Genomic DNA, 20488 nt, shown 5'->3' with positions numbered 1-20488 from the left:
TACAAATGCCCCATGGAAAAGAACGAATTAAAACCTCAAATCACCTCAATCATCGACAGTTCCCATGAACCTGTAGAAAAGATGCAACAAATCTGTGATCTATTGCAGAAAAATTTGCCCACTTACAATTGGGTAGGTTTCTATATGGCGCATGAAACAGAACCTACATTGCACCTGTGGTGCCAGGCCGGCGAACCAACGGATCATACTGTAATTCCTTTTGGAAAAGGAATTTGCGGTCAGGTTGCAGTTTCTAACGAGAATTTTGTGGTAGACGATGTCAATGCACAGGATAATTACATCGCTTGTAGCATTCACGTCAAAAGCGAGGTTGTGATTCCTTTATTCAAGAATGGGAAAAATATTGGTCAAATTGATATTGACAGCAATACCGTCGCGGCTTTTGATGAGAGCGACGAGCGTTTTCTCGAATGGGTAAATGAGCAGGTTGCGACGATTCTCTGAATCTGAATCTCACTATAGACTAGTCTTGATTTGCGCCGTGAATTGCGGTTATTACATCCGTTTTAGCTATGAAGAAGCTTCAAAGTTGTATTAATTGAGCTGGAATTGACTAGCTAAAACTTACCACTTCTAACGTATTGTTCCCATTTCCACGCAGATGCTAACGCTTCTTTTAATGTGGATTGCGCTTTCCAGCCTAGGACATTATTGGCCCTATCTGTTTGTGCATAGGCAGCGGTGATATCACCTGCTCGCCTATCAACTATTTTGTAATTGAGTGGTTTACCGGTCACTTGCTCAAAGGTTTTGACGACTTCCATCACACTGGAACCAGTTCCTGTTCCTATATTAAAAGTTTCCATGTTAGATTGATTCTTGCCATCATTGAGTCGTTCCAACGCAACAACGTGAGCTTTGGCAAGATCTACCACATGAATATAATCGCGTATAGCCGTTCCATCTGTCGTTGGGTAATCATCGCCAAAGACAGACAATTGATCCCTCAATCCTATAGCAGTTTGAGTGATAAAAGGGACTAGGTTTTGTGGTGTTCCCAATGGCAGCTCACCAATCTTAGCCGATTCATGAGCACCGATAGGATTAAAATATCTCAAAGCAATCGCATTAAAATCAGGCGTCACCTTACACAGATCCCGAATGATCTCTTCTCCTATTTGTTTGGTATTGCCATAGGGCGATTCGGCTGGTTGCACTGGTGCGTTTTCAGAAACCGGTAATTCTTCTGCCTGTCCATAAACCGTACAAGAGGAGCTGAAGATGAATTTGGCATTCCTACTTTGTAGATTCTGAAGCACATAAACCAGCGCATTGATGTTATTTTCATAATACTTCAATGGATCATCGACACTTTCTCCTACGGCTTTAGAAGCTGCAAAGTGAATCACGTTTTCAATATCGTCATGCTTTTTAAAAAACTCATTCACATCTTCTTTAACGCGAAGGTCCAACTTTTCAAATGTGGTTTGAATTCCCGTGATGGATTTGATTTGACCCAACACTTTTATGGAACTGTTTGACAAGTCATCAACAATCACCACTTCATGTCCACGATCTTGTAATTCTACCACAACGTGAGAACCTATAAAACCTAAGCCGCCGGTCACCAATACTTTCATAGTCGAAACTTTAAATCCAATGCTAAATTAGGTATTAAAACAAAAACGACTACCTTGTGGCAGTCGTTATCGTATCTAAGGTCTATGTTGTTAATCGGCTAAAAGGCCTCTCGAAATCACTATCTTCTGGATCTCACTGGTTCCTTCATAGATCTGTGTGATTTTTGCGTCGCGCATCAAACGCTCTACATGATATTCCTTTACAAAGCCATTTCCACCATGTACCTGCACTGCTTCCACAGTAACATCCATAGCCACTTGGGAAGCGTAAAGCTTGGCCATGGCGCTACTCATATCATAACTATTGCCTTGGTCTTTATCCCAGGCACTTTTCATAACTAGGTGTCTCGCAGCGGCGATGCTGGTGTGCATATCTGCCAACTTGAAAGCAATTGCTTGGTGATTACAAATCTCTGTACCAAAGGCTTTACGCACTTTACTGTAATCACGAGCCAACTCATAAGCACCACTGGCGATACCTAAAGCTTGTGCTGCAATACCTATGCGTCCACCAGAAAGTGTCTTCATGGCAAATTTGAATCCGAAACCGTCTTCTCCTATTCTATTCTCCTTTGGAACCTTAACATCATTGAAAATCAATGAATGTGTGTCGCTACCGCGTATTCCCAACTTGTCTTCCTTCACACCTACTTCAAAACCATCCCATCCTTTTTCAACGATAAAGGCATTGATTCCTTTGTGCTTTTTCTCCTTGTCAGTTTGTGCAATGACTAGATAATAGTCGGCGCTGTTACCGTTAGTGATCCAGTTTTTAGTACCATTCAGTACATAATGGTCACCTTTATCGATTGCAGTGGTTTTTTGAGAAGTAGCATCACTACCAGCTTCTGGCTCAGATAGACAGAAGGCACCTATAGATTCTCCAGAGGTAAGTTTAGTAAGGTATTTTTCCTTTTGGGCTTCATTCCCATAGGTATCCAGACCCCAACATACAAGTGAATTGTTTACTGATACAATTACCGAGGCACTTGCATCAACTTTAGAAAGCTCTTCCATTACAAGAACGTACGAGATAGTGTCCATTCCACCACCACCGTACTTAGGATCTGCCATCATTCCTAGAAATCCTAGCTCGCCCATTTTCTTGACTTGTTCAGTCGGGAACTTTTGTAGGTTGTCACGCTCGATCACACCAGGCAACAATTCCATTTTTGCAAAATCTCTGGCGGCATCCCTAATCATTAAATGCTCTTCTGTAAGGCTAAAATCCATCTGTATATTTGTTTTATTTATCTGTCGGCAAATTTACGGTTTCTTGACAGTAACATCCAACCCAAAAAATGCATGAAAGCACAGAACTATAACGTTGTAGGAGTCATGTCTGGCACCTCGCTGGATGGTATTGATTTAGTTCATGTTAACCTGCAGTATTCTGGCAAATGGAGCTTTAAGATCATCCATCAAGATTGTAAAAACTATAGCCCAAAGTGGAAACAAAGACTCCAGAAAGGCATCGAATTGAATGCCATCGATTTAAAACAGCTCAATCTTGATTATACCAATCATCTCGCTCTTGTAATAAAGGGGTTTATAGAAGATCATGCGATCGATAACCTTCTTGCCATTTGCTCTCACGGCCATACGATATCCCACGATCCCGCGAACGGTCACACATTACAAATAGGTAATCTACCCCAACTTGCCATACTAACCGGTCATAGAGTAGTTTGTGACTTCAGGGTTCAAGATGTTCAGTTAGGCGGTCAAGGTGCACCGTTAGTTCCTATTGGCGATCGATTGCTTTTTTCAGATTATGAATATTGCCTCAATTTGGGTGGCTTTGCAAACGTTAGCTACGAGCAAAATGGCAACCGTCAGGCGTACGATCTATGTGCCGTGAATGTCGTTTTGAACCACTATGCTCAAAAATTAGGGAAAGAGTATGATGATAATGGCGCTTTCGCGAAAGCGGGAACTCCACAACCCACGATCCTCAAACAACTGGCAGCGTTGCCCTATTACGACCTACCTGCACCTAAGTCCTTGGGAATCGAATGGGTCAATGCCTATATTTTTCCAATTCTAGATCAACTCGAAGATCCTAGGGATGTGATTGCAACCTACACAAAGCACATCGCTCAGATCATTTCTCAAAGCCTTCCAGATCACAGCCGTGTGGTGGTCACTGGTGGTGGCGCATATAATAAATATCTCATCCAGTTAATTGACCATAACAGAGCGCAAAAACTACACTTGCCAGCTCCAGAAATAATCGATATGAAAGAGGCGATAATATTTGCATTGCTGGGCGTGCTGCGATTGCGCAATGAGAACAACTGCCTTGCCAGCGTGACCGGTGCATTGCACGACCATTGCAGCGGTAAAATATATACTCCATAACAAATTGCGAAAATTCCCCAAAACGATATATGCTTTTTTATATTTGTGGGATAAGCTAATGCTGAATGAAAGAACTCCTAAAACGCTATGAAAACGCAGATCCTGAAATCGTCTTTCACTGGAATGACCCAGAAACAGACGCCGAAGGCTGGACAGTAATCAATAGCCTACGAGGTGGCGCAGCCGGCGGCGGAACCCGCATGAGAATAGGACTGGATCAAAATGAAGTCCTGTCTCTAGCAAAGACTATGGAGATTAAGTTTACAGTTTCTGGACCGGCCATAGGTGGTGCTAAATCTGGAATCAACTTTGACCCTCAAGATCCACGCAAGAAAGGCGTACTAGAAAGATGGTATAAAGCCGTTTCGCCTCTACTTAAAAGCTACTATGGAACTGGTGGCGATCTTAATGTGGACGAAATCCATGAGGTAATTCCCATAACTGAAGAAAGTGGTGTGTGGCATCCACAAGAAGGTGTGTTCACAGGTCATTTTGCCCCAACGATTGCAGATAAGATCAACCGTATAGGTCAGCTTAGACAAGGCGTGATCAAGGTGATAGAAAACCCAGATTACTCTCCTGACGTTTCCAGGAAGTACACCGTAGCAGACATGATTACCGGCTATGGAGTGGCAGAGGCTGCCCGACACTATTACGATATCTATGGTGGTGACATCAAAGGTAAGCGTGCGGTAGTTCAAGGATTTGGTAATGTAGGAAGCGCTGCAGCCTTTTACCTTGCACAATCTGGAGCCAAAATCGTCGGGATTATTGATAGCGCTGGTGGTTTGATCAATGAAGACGGTTATAGCTTTGAAGAGATCAAGCAGCTTTTTCTCAATAAAAATGGGAACCAATTAAAGGCAGATAACTTGATTCCCTTTAAAGAAGCAAATGAAGCCATCTACTCCTTACAAACTGAAATTTTTGCACCTTGCGCAGCATCACGATTGATCAGCAAAGAGCAGATTGATCAAATGATCGACTCTGGACTGGAAGTGATTTCATGCGGCGCCAATGTGCCATTTGCTGATAAAGAAATTTTCTTTGGATCCATCATGGAATATACTGATGAGAAAGTCAGTTTGATTCCAGACTTTATTTCAAATTGCGGTATGGCAAGAGTTTTTGCCTACTTCATGGAACGTAAAGTCCAAATGACTGATGAGGCGATTTTTAACGATACCAGCATGACGATAAGAAATGCTATCCAAAACACTTTTAATAACAATAGCTCAAAAACGCAAATAAGCAGTACTGCTTTTGAAATTGCACTTAAACAACTGATATAAATGTTCAAATATTTTCTAGGTAATAGCCCAGTATGGTTCAAGACAACCATGCTTTCTTTTTTAGTGTTAAACACCGTTTTATTTTTTGTGGTTAGTGGTACCACCATGGGATGGATCTTCATAGCAGAATTTATTTTCTGCCTCGCCATGGCTCTCAAATGTTATCCACTACAATCTGGTGGATTACTTGCCTTACAGGTCTTGTTTTTAGGTCTAACACATCCTATGTATAAGATAGACCACGATACTCATGAAGCGGTACTCGATGAAGCTGGTAACCATGTTTTAGGTGGTGTGTATGCAGAAGTCGCTCAAAATCTGGAAGTGATTCTCCTATTGGTTTTCATGGTGGCTGGTATCTATTTCATGAAACCTTTACTCATGTACATCTTTGTAAAGGTGTTCACTAAGATCAAGAGCAAAATCGTGCTTTCGCTTTTCTTCGTTGGATTGAGTGCCGTTCTATCTGCATTTCTTGATGCACTTACGGTAACTGCTGTTTTGATAAGCGTTGGACTAGGTTTTTATAATGTATATCACAAGATTCACTCCAGTGATCTGGATTTGGATAATGATAACACCCTAGATAGGGAACAATTGAGCGGTGAGACTCTGGAGAAATTCCGTTCGTTTTTGCGTAGTCTCGTTATGCATGGAGTTGTAGGTACGGCACTAGGTGGAGTTTGTACAATCGTAGGAGAGCCACAAAACTTATTAATAGGTACTAAAATGAACTGGGATTTCGTAGAGTTCTTTACGGTAATGGCTCCTATTACAATTCCTGTGTTGATCGCAGGGTTGCTAACGACGGTTTTGTTGGAAACCACTAAGACCTTCGGTTTTGGTCAAAAAATGCCTCCTGTCGTTCGTCAAATTATTGAAGGATGGATGGAGAAACGTGATAAGGAACGTACCAAAAAAGAAAAGTACGCTCTTGTCGTTCAAGGAGTATCGGCTGTTTTATTGATCACTGCCCTCGCGCTTCACATCGCACCGGTTGGATTCATAGGACTTGCCTTGATCGTCGTTCAAACAGCATTCATGGGTATCACAGATGAGCACAGTCTAGGTAAAGCCTTTGAAGAAGCGCTACCATTTACAGGTCTTCTTGTGGTGTTCTTTGTGATCGTGGCAATGATTCACGATCAGCACCTTTTTGCACCAATTATTGAATGGGCCCTAAATCAGGATCCAGGAAATCAACCCGCTATATTCTATCTCGCAAATGGTGTGCTAAGTATGATCTCTGACAACGTTTTTGTTGCCACGGTTTACATTAATGAGGTCACGGCAGCCTATGAAGCTGGTAAAATCACCAGAGAAAGCTATGAGCACCTTGCGATTGCCATCAATACGGGTACTAACTTGCCTAGTGTCGCCACGCCTAATGGCCAGGCCGCATTTTTGTTCCTACTGACATCGGCGCTAGCTCCAGTGATCAACCTTTCTTACGGTAGAATGGCCAAAATGGCTCTTCCCTACACCATTGTATTGACCCTTGTGGGCCTTGCGATGGTGGTGTATTATTTGTAGGATTGATGATGGGTTCGCTTTCGCGAAAGCGAACTATTCCAAAACCACGCACTATAATAACATCTTGTGCGTTATCTAAAAAATTGACTTAACCAACATTTGTATGATCCAAGATTTGACTACCGATTTAGAAACGCAACAACCTATCGTTGAAGAGAAAACGCTATCGCTCTACGACCTTGTTGCCAGCGGTGGCGTGGCAGGAACTATCATTATCGTGATATTGCTTATTCTGCTATTTGTAGCTCTGTATATATACTTTGAACGCCTTTTTAAAATCAAGGCAAGCTCAAAAATTGACAGCAACTTCATGCTGCAAATCAAAGATCATGTGACTAATGGCCGCATCGACAGTGCAAAAATGCTGTGTGCCAAAGAAGGTTCACCAGTCGCTCGCCTTACCGAAAAAGGAATAAGCCGTATAGGATCACCACTGGAAGATATCAATAGCGCGATAGAAAATGCCGGGAAGCTTGAAGTGTACAAACTTGAGAAAAATGTTAGTGTTCTTGCTACTATTGCTGGAGCCGCACCAATGATAGGATTTTTAGGAACGGTAATAGGTATGGTTTTGGCATTTCATACCTTGGCTACTAGCGGTGGTCAGGCAGAAATGGGCACACTTGCCGAAGGTATCTATACCGCTATGACAACGACAGTAGCTGGTTTGATCGTGGGAATTATCGCTTATATAGGTTACAATCACCTGGTAGTAAAGACAGATAAAGTGGTTCATCAAATGGAGGCCAACGCTGTTGACTTTCTAGATCTACTTAACGAACCCGCTTAATATGAACTTAAGAGGAAGAAATAAAGTAAGTCCTGAGTTCTCGATGTCTTCCATGACTGACATCGTTTTTCTGCTGTTGGTATTCTTTTTACTTACATCACCATCCATCACACCAGAGGCATTGGATTTGATATTACCCAAAGCAAGTGGTAAAAGCTCCAATGTACAGAATGCATCGGTCAGCATTTCTAGAGAAGGTGCTTTCTATGTAAATGCGACTGAGGTAGCGCCAGAAAACATGGAAGCGGAATTGATCAAGGTGATGGAAGGACAAGAAGATCCAACGATCATTTTGAGAGCAGATGGAGAAACAGCCATTAACAGCGCCGTAAAAGTAATGGACATCGCTAATAGAAATAAATTCAAAATCATACTGGCTGTCAAACCAGAATAAAATGAGTTTTTTAGATACAAAAGAGAAACGGAAGTCATTTGCCATATCTGCTGGGATAATGGCAGCGCTACTTTTATTTTTTGTTTTTGTGACTGTTTTTACTGTTTTGGACCCGCCAGAGGAAAGTGGAATCGCTGTCAATTTTGGAAATACTGAAGTAGGATCTGGCCCGATCGAGCCAGCAAGACCTACTAAGGTAACCCCAGAAAAATCACCATCTGAATCTACCCAAGAAGCTTCTAGTGCAGAAAATATCATCACATCAGAAGATGTTGATGACAAACCAGTAATCGAATCACAACCTACACCACAAGAAAACAAGCCAACTAAGAAGCCTGTCGACAAACCGGTCAAAAAACCAGAGCCAAAACCAGATACTTCTGTACTAGACGCTTTGAATAATGTGACTGGTAGTAAACCGGCAAGTGGTGAAAACAATAGCGGTGAAGGTCCAGGCGATGGGCCTGGAAATAAGGGAGACATCAACGGTGATCCTTACGCTAACACGTATTATGGCAATCCCGGTAACGGCCAAGGTGGAAAGGGTTACGGTTTAAGCGGTCGTGGTAAAGTAGGCGGTCGCGGGATCGAGCCAGATTGTACCGAAACAGGAACTGTTATTGTACAAATAGAAGTAAATCGTAGTGGTAGTGTTGTTAAGGCAACGCCAGGTGTCAAAGGAACTACAAACCGTGCGGCTTGCTTGTTAGATGCTGCTCGTAAATCTGCCATGACCTATAAATTTAGCGCGGCTGCAGAGGCTCGAGACATTCAAATAGGTTTCATAGAAATTATCTTTAAGGTAGGTGAGTAAAATGATGACCTATGAACAGACCACGGAATGGATGTTCAAACAGCTACCCATGTATCAGCAGGTTGGGAAGTCTGCTTACAAAAAGGATCTTTCAAACTCCATAGCTCTAGATGAGTATTTGGATCATCCCCATCAATACTACAAAACAATTCACGTAGCAGGCACTAATGGCAAAGGGACCACCTGCCACATGATTTCTGCTGTTCTACAAGCCGCAGGTTATAAGGTTGGACTCTATACATCGCCACATTTAAAAGATTTTAGAGAACGTATTAAAATCAACGGCGAGATGATATCTCAGCAAGAGGTAATTCAATTTATTGGCGATCATAAGACATATCTGGAATCAAACAGTCTTTCGTTCTTTGAAATGACGGTAGGAATGGCATTTGAAGCATTTAGAAAGCATCAGGTGGATTATGCAGTTATTGAGACTGGTCTAGGTGGCAGATTAGATTCTACTAACATCATTACTCCTATCCTTTCAATCATTACCTCTATTGATCTGGATCATACAGATCTATTGGGTGATACTTTAGAAAAGATTGCTTTTGAAAAGTCTGGTATCATAAAGAAGAATGTAGCCGTAGTGATCAATGAAAAAAGATCACATTTGAGACAATTCTTTCAAGAAAGAGCTAATGAGGTAGGTGCTGATCTTTATTTCGCTTATAGCGAAAGCAAATATTCAAGCGACATATTTAATCACACAACAACTGAAGAGCAAAACCGAGACTTGGTGAAAAAGGCCTTAGATGTATTGATAGACAAATACGAAATTGATTTAGGCCCAAATCAAGTTTCCGAAGGCCTTAAAAACTATAGAGGACTGACGAACTTTATGGGTCGTTATCAAATTATATCAACGAATCCAAAAGTGATAGCAGATGTAGCCCATAACCCTAGCGGATTGAAAATGCTCATTGAAAAGGTAGAAAAGGAATCCTATAGAAAATTACATATTGTGTTTGGCGCAGTGGAAGGTAAAAGACTAGATGAAAGCTTAATAGTTTTACCACGAGATGCGGATTACTATTTGTGTTCACCATCTATTTCCAGAGCCGTCCCAGTGACGATACTAGAAAAAGAGTTCACCAAACATGAACTTAAAAACAATGCTTACGATAGTGTAGAATTAGCTTTAGAAGGCGCTTTGAGTCACACAGACGAAGACGACTTAGTATTAGTCACTGGAAGTACGTTTGTTGTAAGCGAAATAATTTAATAAATAGCTTGCCAGTTTCATTACTCCTCTTATATTTGCAATCCGAAATTGGGGCGCGTAGCTCAGTTGGTTCAGAGCACTTGGTTTACACCCAAGGGGTCAGGGGTTCGAATCCCTTCGCGCCCACCAGTAAAGATCCCTCAACATGATGTTGGGGGATTTTTTTATTCCACCAATCTTCCATCCCACCAACCGACCTTGGGATATTTTATCCTTTGATCCTTATTATTTGAACCATCGATATCGGTAACTTTATTTATGCATCACTGCAACCATCCATTCCAGACATTCTCTTTCTAAGAAATAAAACTTAAAGCTAACTTATGGTTGATACGCTGCCACACAGAGTGGGAATAGTACTGCATTGGTTTTACCTAGTGTTGATTCCCATCACAGACTGGGAAAACGATGGAGATATTCCGATAGATTCAAAACAATGCTTAAATGCCACTCGTGCCCTATAACGGGTAAAATCGAAGCTTTACAGTAGGCTTAGGCTACGCGAGAGGCCATATAAGGAGAAGCCATCCAATTGGTTATTGTCTAGCTGTAGGATTCCTCTTTTAGGGGATGGAAATGTTATCCAATAAAGCCTAAACAAAAAAATCCCCCAATCCATATGGATTGGGGGATTTCAGGTAAAGAAGGCGGCGACATACTCTCCCACAAATAGCAGTACCATCTGCGCAAATGGGCTTAACTTCTCTGTTCGGAAAGGTAAGAGGTGAGCCCCATCGCTATAACCACCTTAGGGTTATCGGTATGGACAAAGCCATACCGTATGTGTTGACATACTGAAAAGATGTTTGGAGTAAACGTAATAAAACAGAATTACAAAAAGCGTTTTAAATACCTAAGCTTACGGGTAATTAGTATCACTCGGCTATGACATTACTGCCTTTACACCTATGACCTATCAACGTGGTAGTCTCCCACGACCCTTTAAAGAAATCTCATCTTGTGATGGGTTTCGCGCTTATATGCTTTCAGCGCTTATCCCTTCCCGACGTAGCTACCCAGCAGTGCTCCTGGCGGAACAACTGGTACACCAGCGGTCGGTCCAACTCGGTCCTCTCGTACTAAAGTCAGATTCACTCAAATTTCTTGCGCCCACTACAGATAGAGACCGAACTGTCTCACGACGTTCTGAACCCAGCTCGCGTGCCACTTTAATGGGCGAACAGCCCAACCCTTGGGACCTTCTCCAGCCCCAGGATGTGACGAGCCGACATCGAGGTGCCAAACCCCCCGTCGATGTGAGCTCTTGGGGGAGATCAGCCTGTTATCCCCGGCGTACCTTTTATCCTTTGAGCGATGGCCCTTCCATGCGGAACCACCGGATCACTATGCTCTTGTTTCCAACCTGATCGACCTGTATGTCTCTCAGTCAAGCACCCTTATGCCATTGCACTCTACGCACGGTTACCAAGCGTGCTGAGGGTACCTTTAGAAGCCTCCGTTACTCTTTTGGAGGCGACCACCCCAGTCAAACTACCCACCAAGCAATGTCCCTTCCAGTGGAAGGTTAGGTCTCAAATAAGCAAAGGGTGGTATTTCAACAATGACTCCACGACGCCTGGCGACGCCACTTCAAAGTCTCCCACCTATCCTACACATTACTTATCCAAGATCAATACTAAGCTATAGTAAAGGTGCACGGGGTCTTTTCGTCCCGTAGCGGGTAATCGGCATCTTCACCGATACTACAATTTCACCGAGCTCATGGCTGAGACAGTATCCAAATCGTTACACCATTCGTGCAGGTCGGAACTTACCCGACAAGGAATTTCGCTACCTTAGGACCGTTATAGTTACGGCCGCCGTTTACCGGGGCTTCAATTCAGATCTTCGCCGAAGCTAAACCCTCCTCTTAACCTTCCGGCACCGGGCAGGTGTCAGGCCCTATACATCATCTTTCGATTTAGCAGAGCCCTGTGTTTTTGATAAACAGTCGCTTGGATCTTTTCACTGCGCCCCATATTGCTATGGGGGACCTTTCTCCCGAAGTTACAGGTCAATTTTGCCTAGTTCCTTAGCCATGAATCACTCGAGCACCTTAGAATTCTCATCCCAACCACCTGTGTCGGTTTGCGGTACGGGCTGCCTCGCTTGCTTTTCTTGGAAGTTGCTCCACTGGATTATCCACTTGGCCGAAGCTTTGCGGTACTATCCCGATCTCAAAAATCGGTTCAACGTACTATTCCGTCAGTACGCACCAGTTTTACACCTCCGTCACTTTTATTACGGGCAGGTACAGGAATATTAACCTGTTGTCCATCCACTTCCCCCTTCGGGTACGCGTTAGGACCCGACTAACCCTCAGCTGATTAGCATAGCTGAGGAAACCTTGGTCTTTTGGTGAGGGGTTTCTCGCCCCCTTTATCGTTACTTATGCCTACATTTTCGTTTCCATACGTTCCAACAGGTCTCACGACCCATCTTCTACACATATGGAATGCTCCCCTACCACTCCGTAGAGTCCATAGCTTCGGTAATATGTTTATGCCCGATTATTATCCATGCCGTACCGCTCGACTAGTGAGCTGTTACGCACTCTTTAAATGAATGGCTGCTTCCAAGCCAACATCCTAGCTGTCAGTGCAGTACAACCTCGTTTCTTCAACTTAACATATATTTGGGGACCTTAGCTGATGGTCTGGGTTCTTTCCCTTTCGGACATGGACCTTAGCACCCATGCCCTCACTGCTGATCATCATTTTATAGCATTCGGAGTTTGTCAGGAATTGGTAGGCGGTGAAGCCCCCGCATCCAATCAGTAGCTCTACCTCTATAAAACTAAATCAACGCTGCACCTAAATGCATTTCGGGGAGTACGAGCTATTTCCGAGTTTGATTGGCCTTTCACCCCTACCCACAGGTCATCCGAAGACTTTTCAACGTCAACCGGTTCGGGCCTCCACTATGTGTTACCACAGCTTCACCCTGCCCATGGGTAGATCACACGGTTTCGCGTCTACCACTGCTAACTATATCGCCCTATTCAGACTCGCTTTCGCTACGGCTGCACACCTGAAGTGCTTAACCTTGCTAACAACGGTAACTCGTAGGCTCATTATGCAAAAGGCACGCCGTCACCACACTAGGTGGCTCCGACCGCTTGTAAGCGTATGGTTTCAGGTTCTATTTCACTCCCTTATTCAGGGTTCTTTTCACCTTTCCCTCACGGTACTGGTTCACTATCGGTCTCTCAGGAGTATTTAGCCTTGGCGGATGGTCCCGCCGGATTCATACAGGGTTTCACGTGCCCCGCACTACTCAGGATACCACTATCAATAACATTTCTTACCTATACAGGGCTATCACCTTCTACGGCTCCTCTTTCCAAAGGATTTTAATTCAAAATGCATCAAACATTGTGGTCCTACAACCCCATGCAGTCCGTAAACTGAATGGTTTGGGCTATTCCGCGTTCGCTCGCCACTACTAGCGGAATCACTATTGTTTTCTCTTCCTCTGGCTACTTAGATGTTTCAGTTCACCAGGTTTGCTTCCTTTCGGATGACATGTCTTCAACATGACGGGTTGCCCCATTCGGAAATCTGCGGATCACATCGTATGTGCCAATCCCCGCAGCTTATCGCAGCTTATCACGTCCTTCATCGCCTCTGAGAGCCTAGGCATCCCCCATACGCCCTTAATTTGCTTATGGTATTCAATGTCGATTCTCTAACGATAGAAAATCAACGCCTTGCTCTTGTATTCTTATTTTACTAATAACAAACACATTTTTCAATGTGCCTATCTGTTTCTCGTTTAATCTTTTCAATATGTCAATGAACGTTTTCAATATCAAGTAAATGATACCAATAGTGGAGAATATCGGAGTCGAACCGATGACCTCCTGCGTGCAAGGCAGGCGCTCTAGCCAGCTGAGCTAATCCCCCATTTTTAGTTATGAGTTATTAGTTATGAGTTAAGAGTGATCCCACTCGCAACAAACCCAACTTCTAAAATTTCCTTCAATATATAATGAACTATGTGCGGTTTAGGCTTCCGCGAAAGCGTAAAAGTAGTCTCAGGCAGACTCGAACTGCCGACCTCTACATTATCAGTGTAGCGCTCTAACCAGCTGAGCTATGAGACTGTAACGAACCCCGAAAGGCACATCACTCGTCTTTCGACTTTTTTATTAATAAGATTGACAGTTGTAAAAAATAATATAAACAAACACGCCATTTGCATGTAGTAGGCTATGGAACTCTCATTTTTAGGTTCCATTATTTCAGGAACTCCAGAAAGGAGGTGTTCCAGCCGCACCTTCCGGTACGGCTACCTTGTTACGACTTAGCCCCAGTTACCGGTTTTACCCTAGGCAGCTCCTTGCGGTCACCGACTTCAGGTACCCCCAGCTTCCATGGCTTGACGGGCGGTGTGTACAAGGCCCGGGAACGTATTCACCGCATCATGGCTGATATGCGATTACTAGCGATTCCAGCTTCACGTAGTCGAGTTGCAGACTACGATCCGAACTGTGATAGGGTTTATAGATTCGCTCCCTCTCACGAGGTGGCTGCTCTCTGTCCCTACCATTGTAGCACGTGTGTGGCCCAGGACGTAAGGGCCGTGATGATTTGACGTCATCCCCACCTTCCTCACGGTTTGCACCGGCAGTCTCGCTAGAGTCCCCGACATGACTCGCTGGCAACTAGCAATAGGGGTTGCGCTCGTTATAGGACTTAACCTGACACCTCACGGCACGAGCTGACGACAACCATGCAGCACCTTGCAAACTGTCCGAAGAAAAGCCTGTTTCCAAGCCTGTCAGTCTGCATTTAAGCCCTGGTAAGGTTCCTCGCGTATCATCGAATTAAACCACATGCTCCACCGCTTGTGCGGGCCCCGTCAATTCCTTTGAGTTTCATTCTTGCGAACGTACTCCCCAGGTGGGTTACTTATCACTTTCGCTTGGCCACCCAGTACTCAATCGTACCGGACAGCTAGTAACCATCGTTTACGGCGTGGACTACCAGGGTATCTAATCCTGTTCGCTACCCACGCTTTCGTCCCTCAGCGTCAATGTATTGTTAGTGACCTGCCTTCGCAATCGGTATTCTATGTAATATCTAAGCATTTCACCGCTACACTACATATTCTAGCCACTTCACAATAATTCAAGATGTTCAGTATCAATGGCAGTGCCGGAGTTGAGCCCCTGCATTTCACCACTGACTTAAACACCCGCCTACGGACCCTTTAAACCCAATGATTCCGGATAACGCTTGCACCCTCCGTATTACCGCGGCTGCTGGCACGGAGTTAGCCGGTGCTTATTCTTACGGTACCGTCAGCCCTCTACACGTAGAGGGGTTTCTTCCCGTACAAAAGCAGTTTACAACCCATAGGGCCGTCTTCCTGCACGCGGCATGGCTGGATCAGGCTCTCGCCCATTGTCCAATATTCCTCACTGCTGCCTCCCGTAGGAGTCTGGTCCGTGTCTCAGTACCAGTGTGGGGGATCTCCCTCTCAGGACCCCTACCTATCGTAGCCATGGGGAGCCGTTACCTCTCCATCTAGCTAATAGGACGCATACTCATCTATCACCGTAACCTTTAACCAGTAAATCATGCGATTAGCTGGTACCATGAGGCGTTAATCCAAATTTCTTCGGGCTATTCCTCAGTGATAGGTAGATTGTATACGCGTTACGCACCCGTGCGCCGGTCGCCACCATCCGAAGACGTGCTGCCCCTCGACTTGCATGTGTTAGGCCTGCCGCTAGCGTTCATCCTGAGCCAGGATCAAACTCTTCATCGTAGAATCTTGTTAAAAAGATCTCTTGCGAGAATCCCATAACCTATATACTACTAGCAATTGGCGTTCTTGTCTGTTTACACTATATTATTCTTATTCTTACCGATCTGATTCCCCGAAAGGAAACAGACCTGTTCTTTTTGTGCTGTCAATCAATATCTCAATGAACTTATTAGAAGTCTTCAAAATGGAACTTGAAAAGCGGCCTCTTCACGATGCCTAACTTATCAGTATTCCCCATCTCCTAATGAACGTTGCTTTAACTTTCGACTTAACGTCTCTTGCAAAGCGGGTGCAAATATACAGAGCATTTTCTTTTCCAACCAAACTTTTTGAAGAGAAAAATCAATAAAAATTTAAAATAAATTTCAACCCGCTGAAAAACACCCAAATACACCTCCAAAAAAAATCAAAAATTCTTTATCCAAAACTAACACCTGACCAGCCAACCCTCCAATCCCACCTCCCAAACATCCTAACCAACTCCCAAACCAAACCACCCCAAACCAAACCACCCCAAACCTATCCCAACAAAAAAAGCAGCCTTAAAGATGCCTCTCTTATTGTGATCTGTACAGTTAGAATTGCATAGGAACTTCAATAAGTAACAAATCTGATTTTGATGTTGCCTTAATATTAATAGTATCACTTTCTATCACGCCCATGGCATCTCGATTCTTTAACTGGTCGCCATCAATTTCTACATTACCCTCAATGACCATAATGTAAACTCCATTACTTGGGTTTTTCAAACGATAGTCATTAACCGTATCGGGATCCATACTAATCATATGCATCCAGGCATCTTGATGTATCCACACTCCTTCATCGTCTGGTGAAGGAGATAATATTTGTTGAAATCTGTTTTTACGGTCCTCAACGTTAAGTTTTAGTTCGTCATATCGAGGCGTGACATTTTTCTTGTTTGGAAAAAGCCAGATTTGAAATAATTTTAATTCTTCCGTTTGACTGCCGTTGTATTCTGAATGGGTCACTCCAGTACCAGCACTCATGACTTGAACCTCACCCGTTTTGATTTGGGCAACGTTACCCATACTATCCTTGTGTTCCAACACTCCAGATAGTGGTATGGTAATAATTTCCATATTATCGTGTGGATGGGTAGGAAAACCAGCACCTGGAGCTATGGTGTCGTCATTCAACACTCTTATGGCGCCAAAATTGATTCGCTCTGGATTGTACCAGCTTGCAAAACTAAAACTGTGGTTTGCCTTGAGCCACCCGTGATTTGCGTGACCTCTGCTTTCTGCTCTGTGAATTACGTTTTTCATAATTTAAAACTACTATTTATTTGTATGTACAACAAATATTTAATACATCTTTAGCTATCTCTTCTGCGAGCTACCTAAGCTAAGATCTTTAGGCGGCTTCCTTACGTTGCTTTATGCGATGAGGATGATGGTAGTACGCTTTCGCGAAAGCGTACCCATGACCATACTCAATCTTATAGTAAACTACCGCAATGCAGCCAGCTATACTACAAAAGGTGACTATTGCCAATAAAGGCATGATCCCATCTACCAAAAGTTGAGCCACCAAGGTACTTGCAATACTCCCAAAAATCATACTGACCGCACCCACGAGCGCACTAGCGCTACCGGCCTGTAGATTGAAAGGTTGCAAACTAAGCGCCGTCACATTAGGATTCTGGAAGCCGATAAAAAAGAGCATGGTGAACAATCCAGGGTAAATCACCCAAAACTGTGGCTGCACCAACAAACTATAAATGGTGATACTACCCGTTAAAAAAGCCATGATGATTGCCACGGTAAATGTTATCTGGAATGTAGTAAACCGCTTGAGAAAAAGCCTGTTGAGCTGACTGCCCAAAATCAAACCAGCTGCATTACCACCAAAAATATAACCGAACATATCTTCGCTCATCCCAAAAAACTCTATAAACACAAAAGGTGCACTGGCGACATAAGCCAGCAGTGCTCCTATCGCAAATCCTCGAGTGGTTGAAAAGAGAAAGAAATCCTTATTCTTATATATAGACCAATATTCTCTAGCAACTTTAGTGGGCCGCAGGCTTGTCGAGCTATTCGGTTCTGCGCTTTCTGGAAGTACATAGATTACATTAAGAAGCATCAGGCCAGCAAATGCAGCCAGACAGAAGAACACCACTTCCCAGTGAAATGCGGTTATGATAAAACCACCTACCGTAGGCGCAATGATAGGTGCAACACCCATGATGAGCATGAGCGTACTCAAAACATCTGCTACTTGATCCTTTTCAAAGTAATCTCTTACAACAGCCTTACTGGCCACCATACCGGCACAACCTCCTAAGGCCATGAAGAATCTGAAAAATGCCAGCGACCATAGATTCCATGCGATTCCGCATAGGATGCTCATGAAAATATAGAGGGCAAGCCCGACGATAAGTGGTTTGCGTCGTCCATATTTGTCCATCAATGGACCATAGGCAAGTTGGCCTAGACCTATTCCAATAAAATATGTGGTAAGCGTCAGTCCTACAGCACTAGTATCGACGTTAAAGTCTCCAGCAATTTGTTTAAACGCAGGCAGGTAAGTATCTATGGAAAATGGACCTATAGCAATGAGCGTCCCCAACAATAAAATGATGATGTTTTTTCTTCTTTTGCTTATGTCGGTCTGTACAGTTCTCTTTCTCACGCTGCAAAGGTACTTTTCAATCCTAGGCCCTAAACCTATATTCACAAACCTTTACGATTTCATAACGGCCTATAAATCGTACTTTTGAATCTCATAACCCAACAACCTTTACCATGAAAAAATTCCTATTACCCATTCTATTTTCTGTAGCCATCATTTCTTGTAAGAATGAAAAAAATGAGGAGACTACTGTGGAAGAAACTCCAGAACTAGCCATGCAAGTAGCGCAATCCAGCGGCCTTGAAAACTGGAAAGATGTAGAATCGATGGAGTTTACATTTAACATAGAACGTAACGGCGAGACCCTTGCCACCAGAGCTTGGAAATGGAATCCTAATTCTGATCAGGTAACTCTAGATTCAAAAGGAGAGCAAATTACCTATAATAGAACACAACAAATGGACAGTCTTGCCCAGAGTGCAGATCGTGCCTTTATCAACGACGTCTACTGGTTATTGCCACAATTCAAACTGGCTTGGGACACTGGTAAGGAAGTAACCTATCCAGATTCTACTGCAGGTAAGATGGTGCAGGTACAATATACCGGCGATGATGGCTACACACCTGGCGATCGCTATGACATGGTTATCGATGAGAATATGATGATCAATAAATGGATGTACTACCCTAAAGGAAAAACAGAGCCTGCGATGATCACTTCGTTTGAAGATTACCAGGATTATGGCGGCATCAAAATAGCGACCAACCATAGATCAGAAGACGGTACTTTGAACATCTACTTTTCAGATATCAACATCACCAAAAAATAAAAATGACCTACAACTCCACAAAAGAATTTGCACAATCACTAGACCAGGCAGATGAATTGGCTCGCTTTCGCGAAAGCTTTACCATTCCAAAACATGTTGACGGTACAGAAAGTATTTATCTGTGCGGCAACTCTTTGGGAGTACAACCTAAAAAAGCAGTGGAATATGTAGCCGATGAGCTGAATGACTGGGCACAGCTGGGCGTAAAAGGCCACTTTGACAAAACCTTTCCATGGACGCGCTATCATGAATTCCTAACAGATTCCATGGCTGAAGTGGTAGGCGCCAAACCGCATGAGGTCGTTGTCATGAATACCTTGACGCCCAACCTGCATTTTATGATGGTAAGTTTTTACAAACCATCAGGCAAGCGCAGGAAAATCGTGATGGAGGCAGATGCCTTTCCCAGCGATACCTATGCGGTAGATTCCCAGATCAAATGGCACGGCGGCAATCCTGCCGAGGATATTATTCTATGGCAGCCACGACCTGGCAGTAGCACCTTAATGATGGAAGATCTGGAAACGATCTTTAAAAATCATGGTGATGAGATCGCGCTGGTCATGATCGCCTCCATCAATTATTATACGGGTCAGTTTTTTGACCTCAAAAAAATCACTGAATTAGGGCATTCCCACGGTGCGATGGTAGGTTTTGACTGTGCGCATGGTGCTGGCAATGTAGACCTTAAACTGCACGACAGCGGCGCAGATTTTGCCGTATGGTGCACCTACAAATACATGAATTCTGGTCCAGGAAGCATCGCCGGCTGCTTTGTACACGAGCGGCATGCAGACAATGACCAGATCAACCGATTTGCCGGCTGGTGGGGACACAACAAGGAAGAACGTTTTTTAATGAAGCCTAAGTTCGATCCCATCTACGGCGCTGAAGGCTGGCAACAGTCCAACGCTCCTATTTTAAGTATGGCGCCCATACGCGCCAGTATGGAATTATTTATGGAGGCTGGATTTGACAATCTATTGGCAAAATCAAAACAACTTACTAATTACCTGGAATACCTCATCCACAACATTGAGGGCGACCGCATTAAAATTATAACACCTAAAGACCCTAAGGATCGTGGCTGCCAGTTATCACTTGCTGTAAAGGATGCTGACAAGTCCCTTTTTGAAACCATAAGCGATAAAGGCGTGATCGCAGACTGGCGAGAGCCAGACGTGATACGGGTCGCCCCAGTACCTCTTTATAATTCCTATATGGATTGCTGGAATTTTGTCCAGATCCTTGCCGCAGCACTTTAAGCCGCCACCT

Annotated in this window: 15 protein-coding genes, 3 tRNA genes and 3 rRNA genes; 12 read left to right on the top strand and 9 right to left on the bottom strand. The window is 43.7% G+C overall.

Annotation, left to right across the window (positions count from 1 at the left end):
* Positions 1–12: 12 nt before the first annotated feature.
* Entirely contained in the window at positions 13–465 is a 453-nt protein-coding gene (locus BST86_RS14445) for a GAF domain-containing protein (RefSeq protein WP_105983860.1), read from the top strand.
* 113 nt (positions 466–578) lie between these two features.
* Here BST86_RS14445 and galE read toward each other — a convergent pair whose 3' ends face one another.
* Positions 579–1601: a UDP-glucose 4-epimerase GalE gene (gene galE, locus BST86_RS14440; RefSeq protein WP_105983859.1), complete on the bottom strand. Its 1023-nt coding sequence runs from the start codon at positions 1599–1601 to the stop codon at positions 579–581.
* 90 nt (positions 1602–1691) lie between these two features.
* A complete protein-coding gene (locus tag BST86_RS14435; protein WP_105983858.1) occupies positions 1692–2834 on the bottom strand; it encodes an acyl-CoA dehydrogenase in 1143 nt (380 codons plus the stop codon).
* Between the two features lie 72 nt (positions 2835–2906).
* On the opposite strand from BST86_RS14435, the gene BST86_RS14430 reads away from it, so the two are divergent.
* The 9 genes from BST86_RS14430 to BST86_RS14945 all read left to right on the top strand — a co-directional run bounded on the left by BST86_RS14430 (position 2907) and on the right by BST86_RS14945 (position 10474).
* Positions 2907–3962: an anhydro-N-acetylmuramic acid kinase gene (locus BST86_RS14430; protein ID WP_105984060.1), complete on the top strand. Its 1056-nt coding sequence runs from the start codon at positions 2907–2909 to the stop codon at positions 3960–3962.
* Between the two features lie 65 nt (positions 3963–4027).
* On the top strand, positions 4028–5254 hold the full coding sequence (locus BST86_RS14425) for a Glu/Leu/Phe/Val dehydrogenase dimerization domain-containing protein (protein ID WP_105983857.1): 1227 nt from the start codon (positions 4028–4030) through the stop codon (positions 5252–5254).
* Positions 5255–6787, top strand: coding sequence for a sodium/proton antiporter NhaB (gene nhaB, locus BST86_RS14420; protein WP_105983856.1), 1533 nt, complete (start codon positions 5255–5257; stop codon positions 6785–6787). It abuts the gene before it with no gap.
* A 103-nt stretch (positions 6788–6890) separates the two neighbouring features.
* Positions 6891–7577 (top strand): MotA/TolQ/ExbB proton channel family protein, encoded by a 687-nt coding sequence (locus BST86_RS14415; RefSeq protein ID WP_105983855.1) that lies wholly within the window; start codon positions 6891–6893, stop codon positions 7575–7577.
* Between the two features lies 1 nt (position 7578).
* On the top strand, positions 7579–7971 hold the full coding sequence (locus BST86_RS14410; RefSeq protein WP_055411894.1) for an ExbD/TolR family protein: 393 nt from the start codon (positions 7579–7581) through the stop codon (positions 7969–7971).
* Position 7972: 1 nt separating this feature from the next.
* On the top strand, positions 7973–8785 hold the full coding sequence (locus BST86_RS14405) for a hypothetical protein (RefSeq protein ID WP_105983854.1): 813 nt from the start codon (positions 7973–7975) through the stop codon (positions 8783–8785).
* Position 8786: 1 nt separating this feature from the next.
* Positions 8787–10010: a bifunctional folylpolyglutamate synthase/dihydrofolate synthase gene (locus BST86_RS14400; RefSeq protein WP_242446565.1), complete on the top strand. Its 1224-nt coding sequence runs from the start codon at positions 8787–8789 to the stop codon at positions 10008–10010.
* A 51-nt stretch (positions 10011–10061) separates the two neighbouring features.
* Positions 10062–10139, top strand: a tRNA-Val gene (locus BST86_RS14395).
* Positions 10140–10333: 194 nt separating this feature from the next.
* Complete coding sequence (locus BST86_RS14945; protein ID WP_172443360.1) at positions 10334–10474, top strand: hypothetical protein; 141 nt, start codon at positions 10334–10336, stop codon at positions 10472–10474.
* Between the two features lie 178 nt (positions 10475–10652).
* Here BST86_RS14945 and rrf read toward each other — a convergent pair.
* The 7 genes from rrf to BST86_RS14360 form a co-directional block, all read right to left on the bottom strand.
* Positions 10653–10761 (bottom strand): 5S ribosomal RNA (gene rrf / locus BST86_RS14390).
* Positions 10762–10859: 98 nt separating this feature from the next.
* Positions 10860–13680 (bottom strand): 23S ribosomal RNA (locus BST86_RS14385).
* 161 nt (positions 13681–13841) lie between these two features.
* Positions 13842–13915 (bottom strand) — tRNA-Ala (locus BST86_RS14380).
* A 126-nt stretch (positions 13916–14041) separates the two neighbouring features.
* Positions 14042–14115: transfer RNA gene (locus BST86_RS14375), tRNA-Ile, on the bottom strand.
* Positions 14116–14266: 151 nt separating this feature from the next.
* A 16S ribosomal RNA gene (locus tag BST86_RS14370) occupies positions 14267–15785 on the bottom strand.
* The 16S, 23S and 5S rRNA genes sit together here with 2 tRNA genes alongside, the layout of an rRNA operon.
* A 575-nt stretch (positions 15786–16360) precedes the next feature.
* The gene (locus tag BST86_RS14365) at positions 16361–17074 is read right to left on the bottom strand and encodes a pirin family protein (protein ID WP_105983853.1); all 714 of its coding nucleotides are present in this window, start codon (positions 17072–17074) and stop codon (positions 16361–16363) included.
* An 88-nt stretch (positions 17075–17162) separates the two neighbouring features.
* Positions 17163–18443: a multidrug effflux MFS transporter gene (locus BST86_RS14360; RefSeq protein ID WP_105983852.1), complete on the bottom strand. Its 1281-nt coding sequence runs from the start codon at positions 18441–18443 to the stop codon at positions 17163–17165.
* Between the two features lie 113 nt (positions 18444–18556).
* On the opposite strand from BST86_RS14360, the gene BST86_RS14355 reads away from it, so the two are divergent.
* Positions 18557–19213: a hypothetical protein gene (locus BST86_RS14355; RefSeq protein WP_105983851.1), complete on the top strand. Its 657-nt coding sequence runs from the start codon at positions 18557–18559 to the stop codon at positions 19211–19213.
* Between the two features lie 2 nt (positions 19214–19215).
* Entirely contained in the window at positions 19216–20478 is a 1263-nt protein-coding gene (kynU, locus tag BST86_RS14350; protein WP_105983850.1) for a kynureninase, read from the top strand.
* Positions 20479–20488: the final 10 nt, after the last annotated feature.

The organism is Nonlabens agnitus, from assembly GCF_002994045.1.
Taxonomy (GTDB): Bacteria; Bacteroidota; Bacteroidia; order Flavobacteriales; family Flavobacteriaceae; genus Nonlabens; species Nonlabens agnitus.
This window is presented reverse-complemented; position numbering and strand designations above follow the sequence as displayed.

Coding starts and splice junctions, on each gene's coding strand:
- BST86_RS14435 (WP_105983858.1), bottom strand. CDS start 2,834: ATGGATTTTAGCCTTACAGAAGAGCATTTAATGATTAGGGATGCCGCC.
- BST86_RS14945 (WP_172443360.1), top strand. CDS start 10,334: ATGGTTGATACGCTGCCACACAGAGTGGGAATAGTACTGCATTGGTTT.
- BST86_RS14445 (WP_105983860.1), top strand. CDS start 13: ATGGAAAAGAACGAATTAAAACCTCAAATCACCTCAATCATCGACAGT.
- nhaB (WP_105983856.1), top strand. CDS start 5,255: ATGTTCAAATATTTTCTAGGTAATAGCCCAGTATGGTTCAAGACAACC.
- BST86_RS14400 (WP_242446565.1), top strand. CDS start 8,787: ATGATGACCTATGAACAGACCACGGAATGGATGTTCAAACAGCTACCC.
- BST86_RS14355 (WP_105983851.1), top strand. CDS start 18,557: ATGAAAAAATTCCTATTACCCATTCTATTTTCTGTAGCCATCATTTCT.
- BST86_RS14415 (WP_105983855.1), top strand. CDS start 6,891: ATGATCCAAGATTTGACTACCGATTTAGAAACGCAACAACCTATCGTT.
- BST86_RS14430 (WP_105984060.1), top strand. CDS start 2,907: ATGAAAGCACAGAACTATAACGTTGTAGGAGTCATGTCTGGCACCTCG.
- galE (WP_105983859.1), bottom strand. CDS start 1,601: ATGAAAGTATTGGTGACCGGCGGCTTAGGTTTTATAGGTTCTCACGTT.
- BST86_RS14410 (WP_055411894.1), top strand. CDS start 7,579: ATGAACTTAAGAGGAAGAAATAAAGTAAGTCCTGAGTTCTCGATGTCT.
- kynU (WP_105983850.1), top strand. CDS start 19,216: ATGACCTACAACTCCACAAAAGAATTTGCACAATCACTAGACCAGGCA.
- BST86_RS14365 (WP_105983853.1), bottom strand. CDS start 17,074: ATGAAAAACGTAATTCACAGAGCAGAAAGCAGAGGTCACGCAAATCAC.
- BST86_RS14405 (WP_105983854.1), top strand. CDS start 7,973: ATGAGTTTTTTAGATACAAAAGAGAAACGGAAGTCATTTGCCATATCT.
- BST86_RS14425 (WP_105983857.1), top strand. CDS start 4,028: ATGAAAGAACTCCTAAAACGCTATGAAAACGCAGATCCTGAAATCGTC.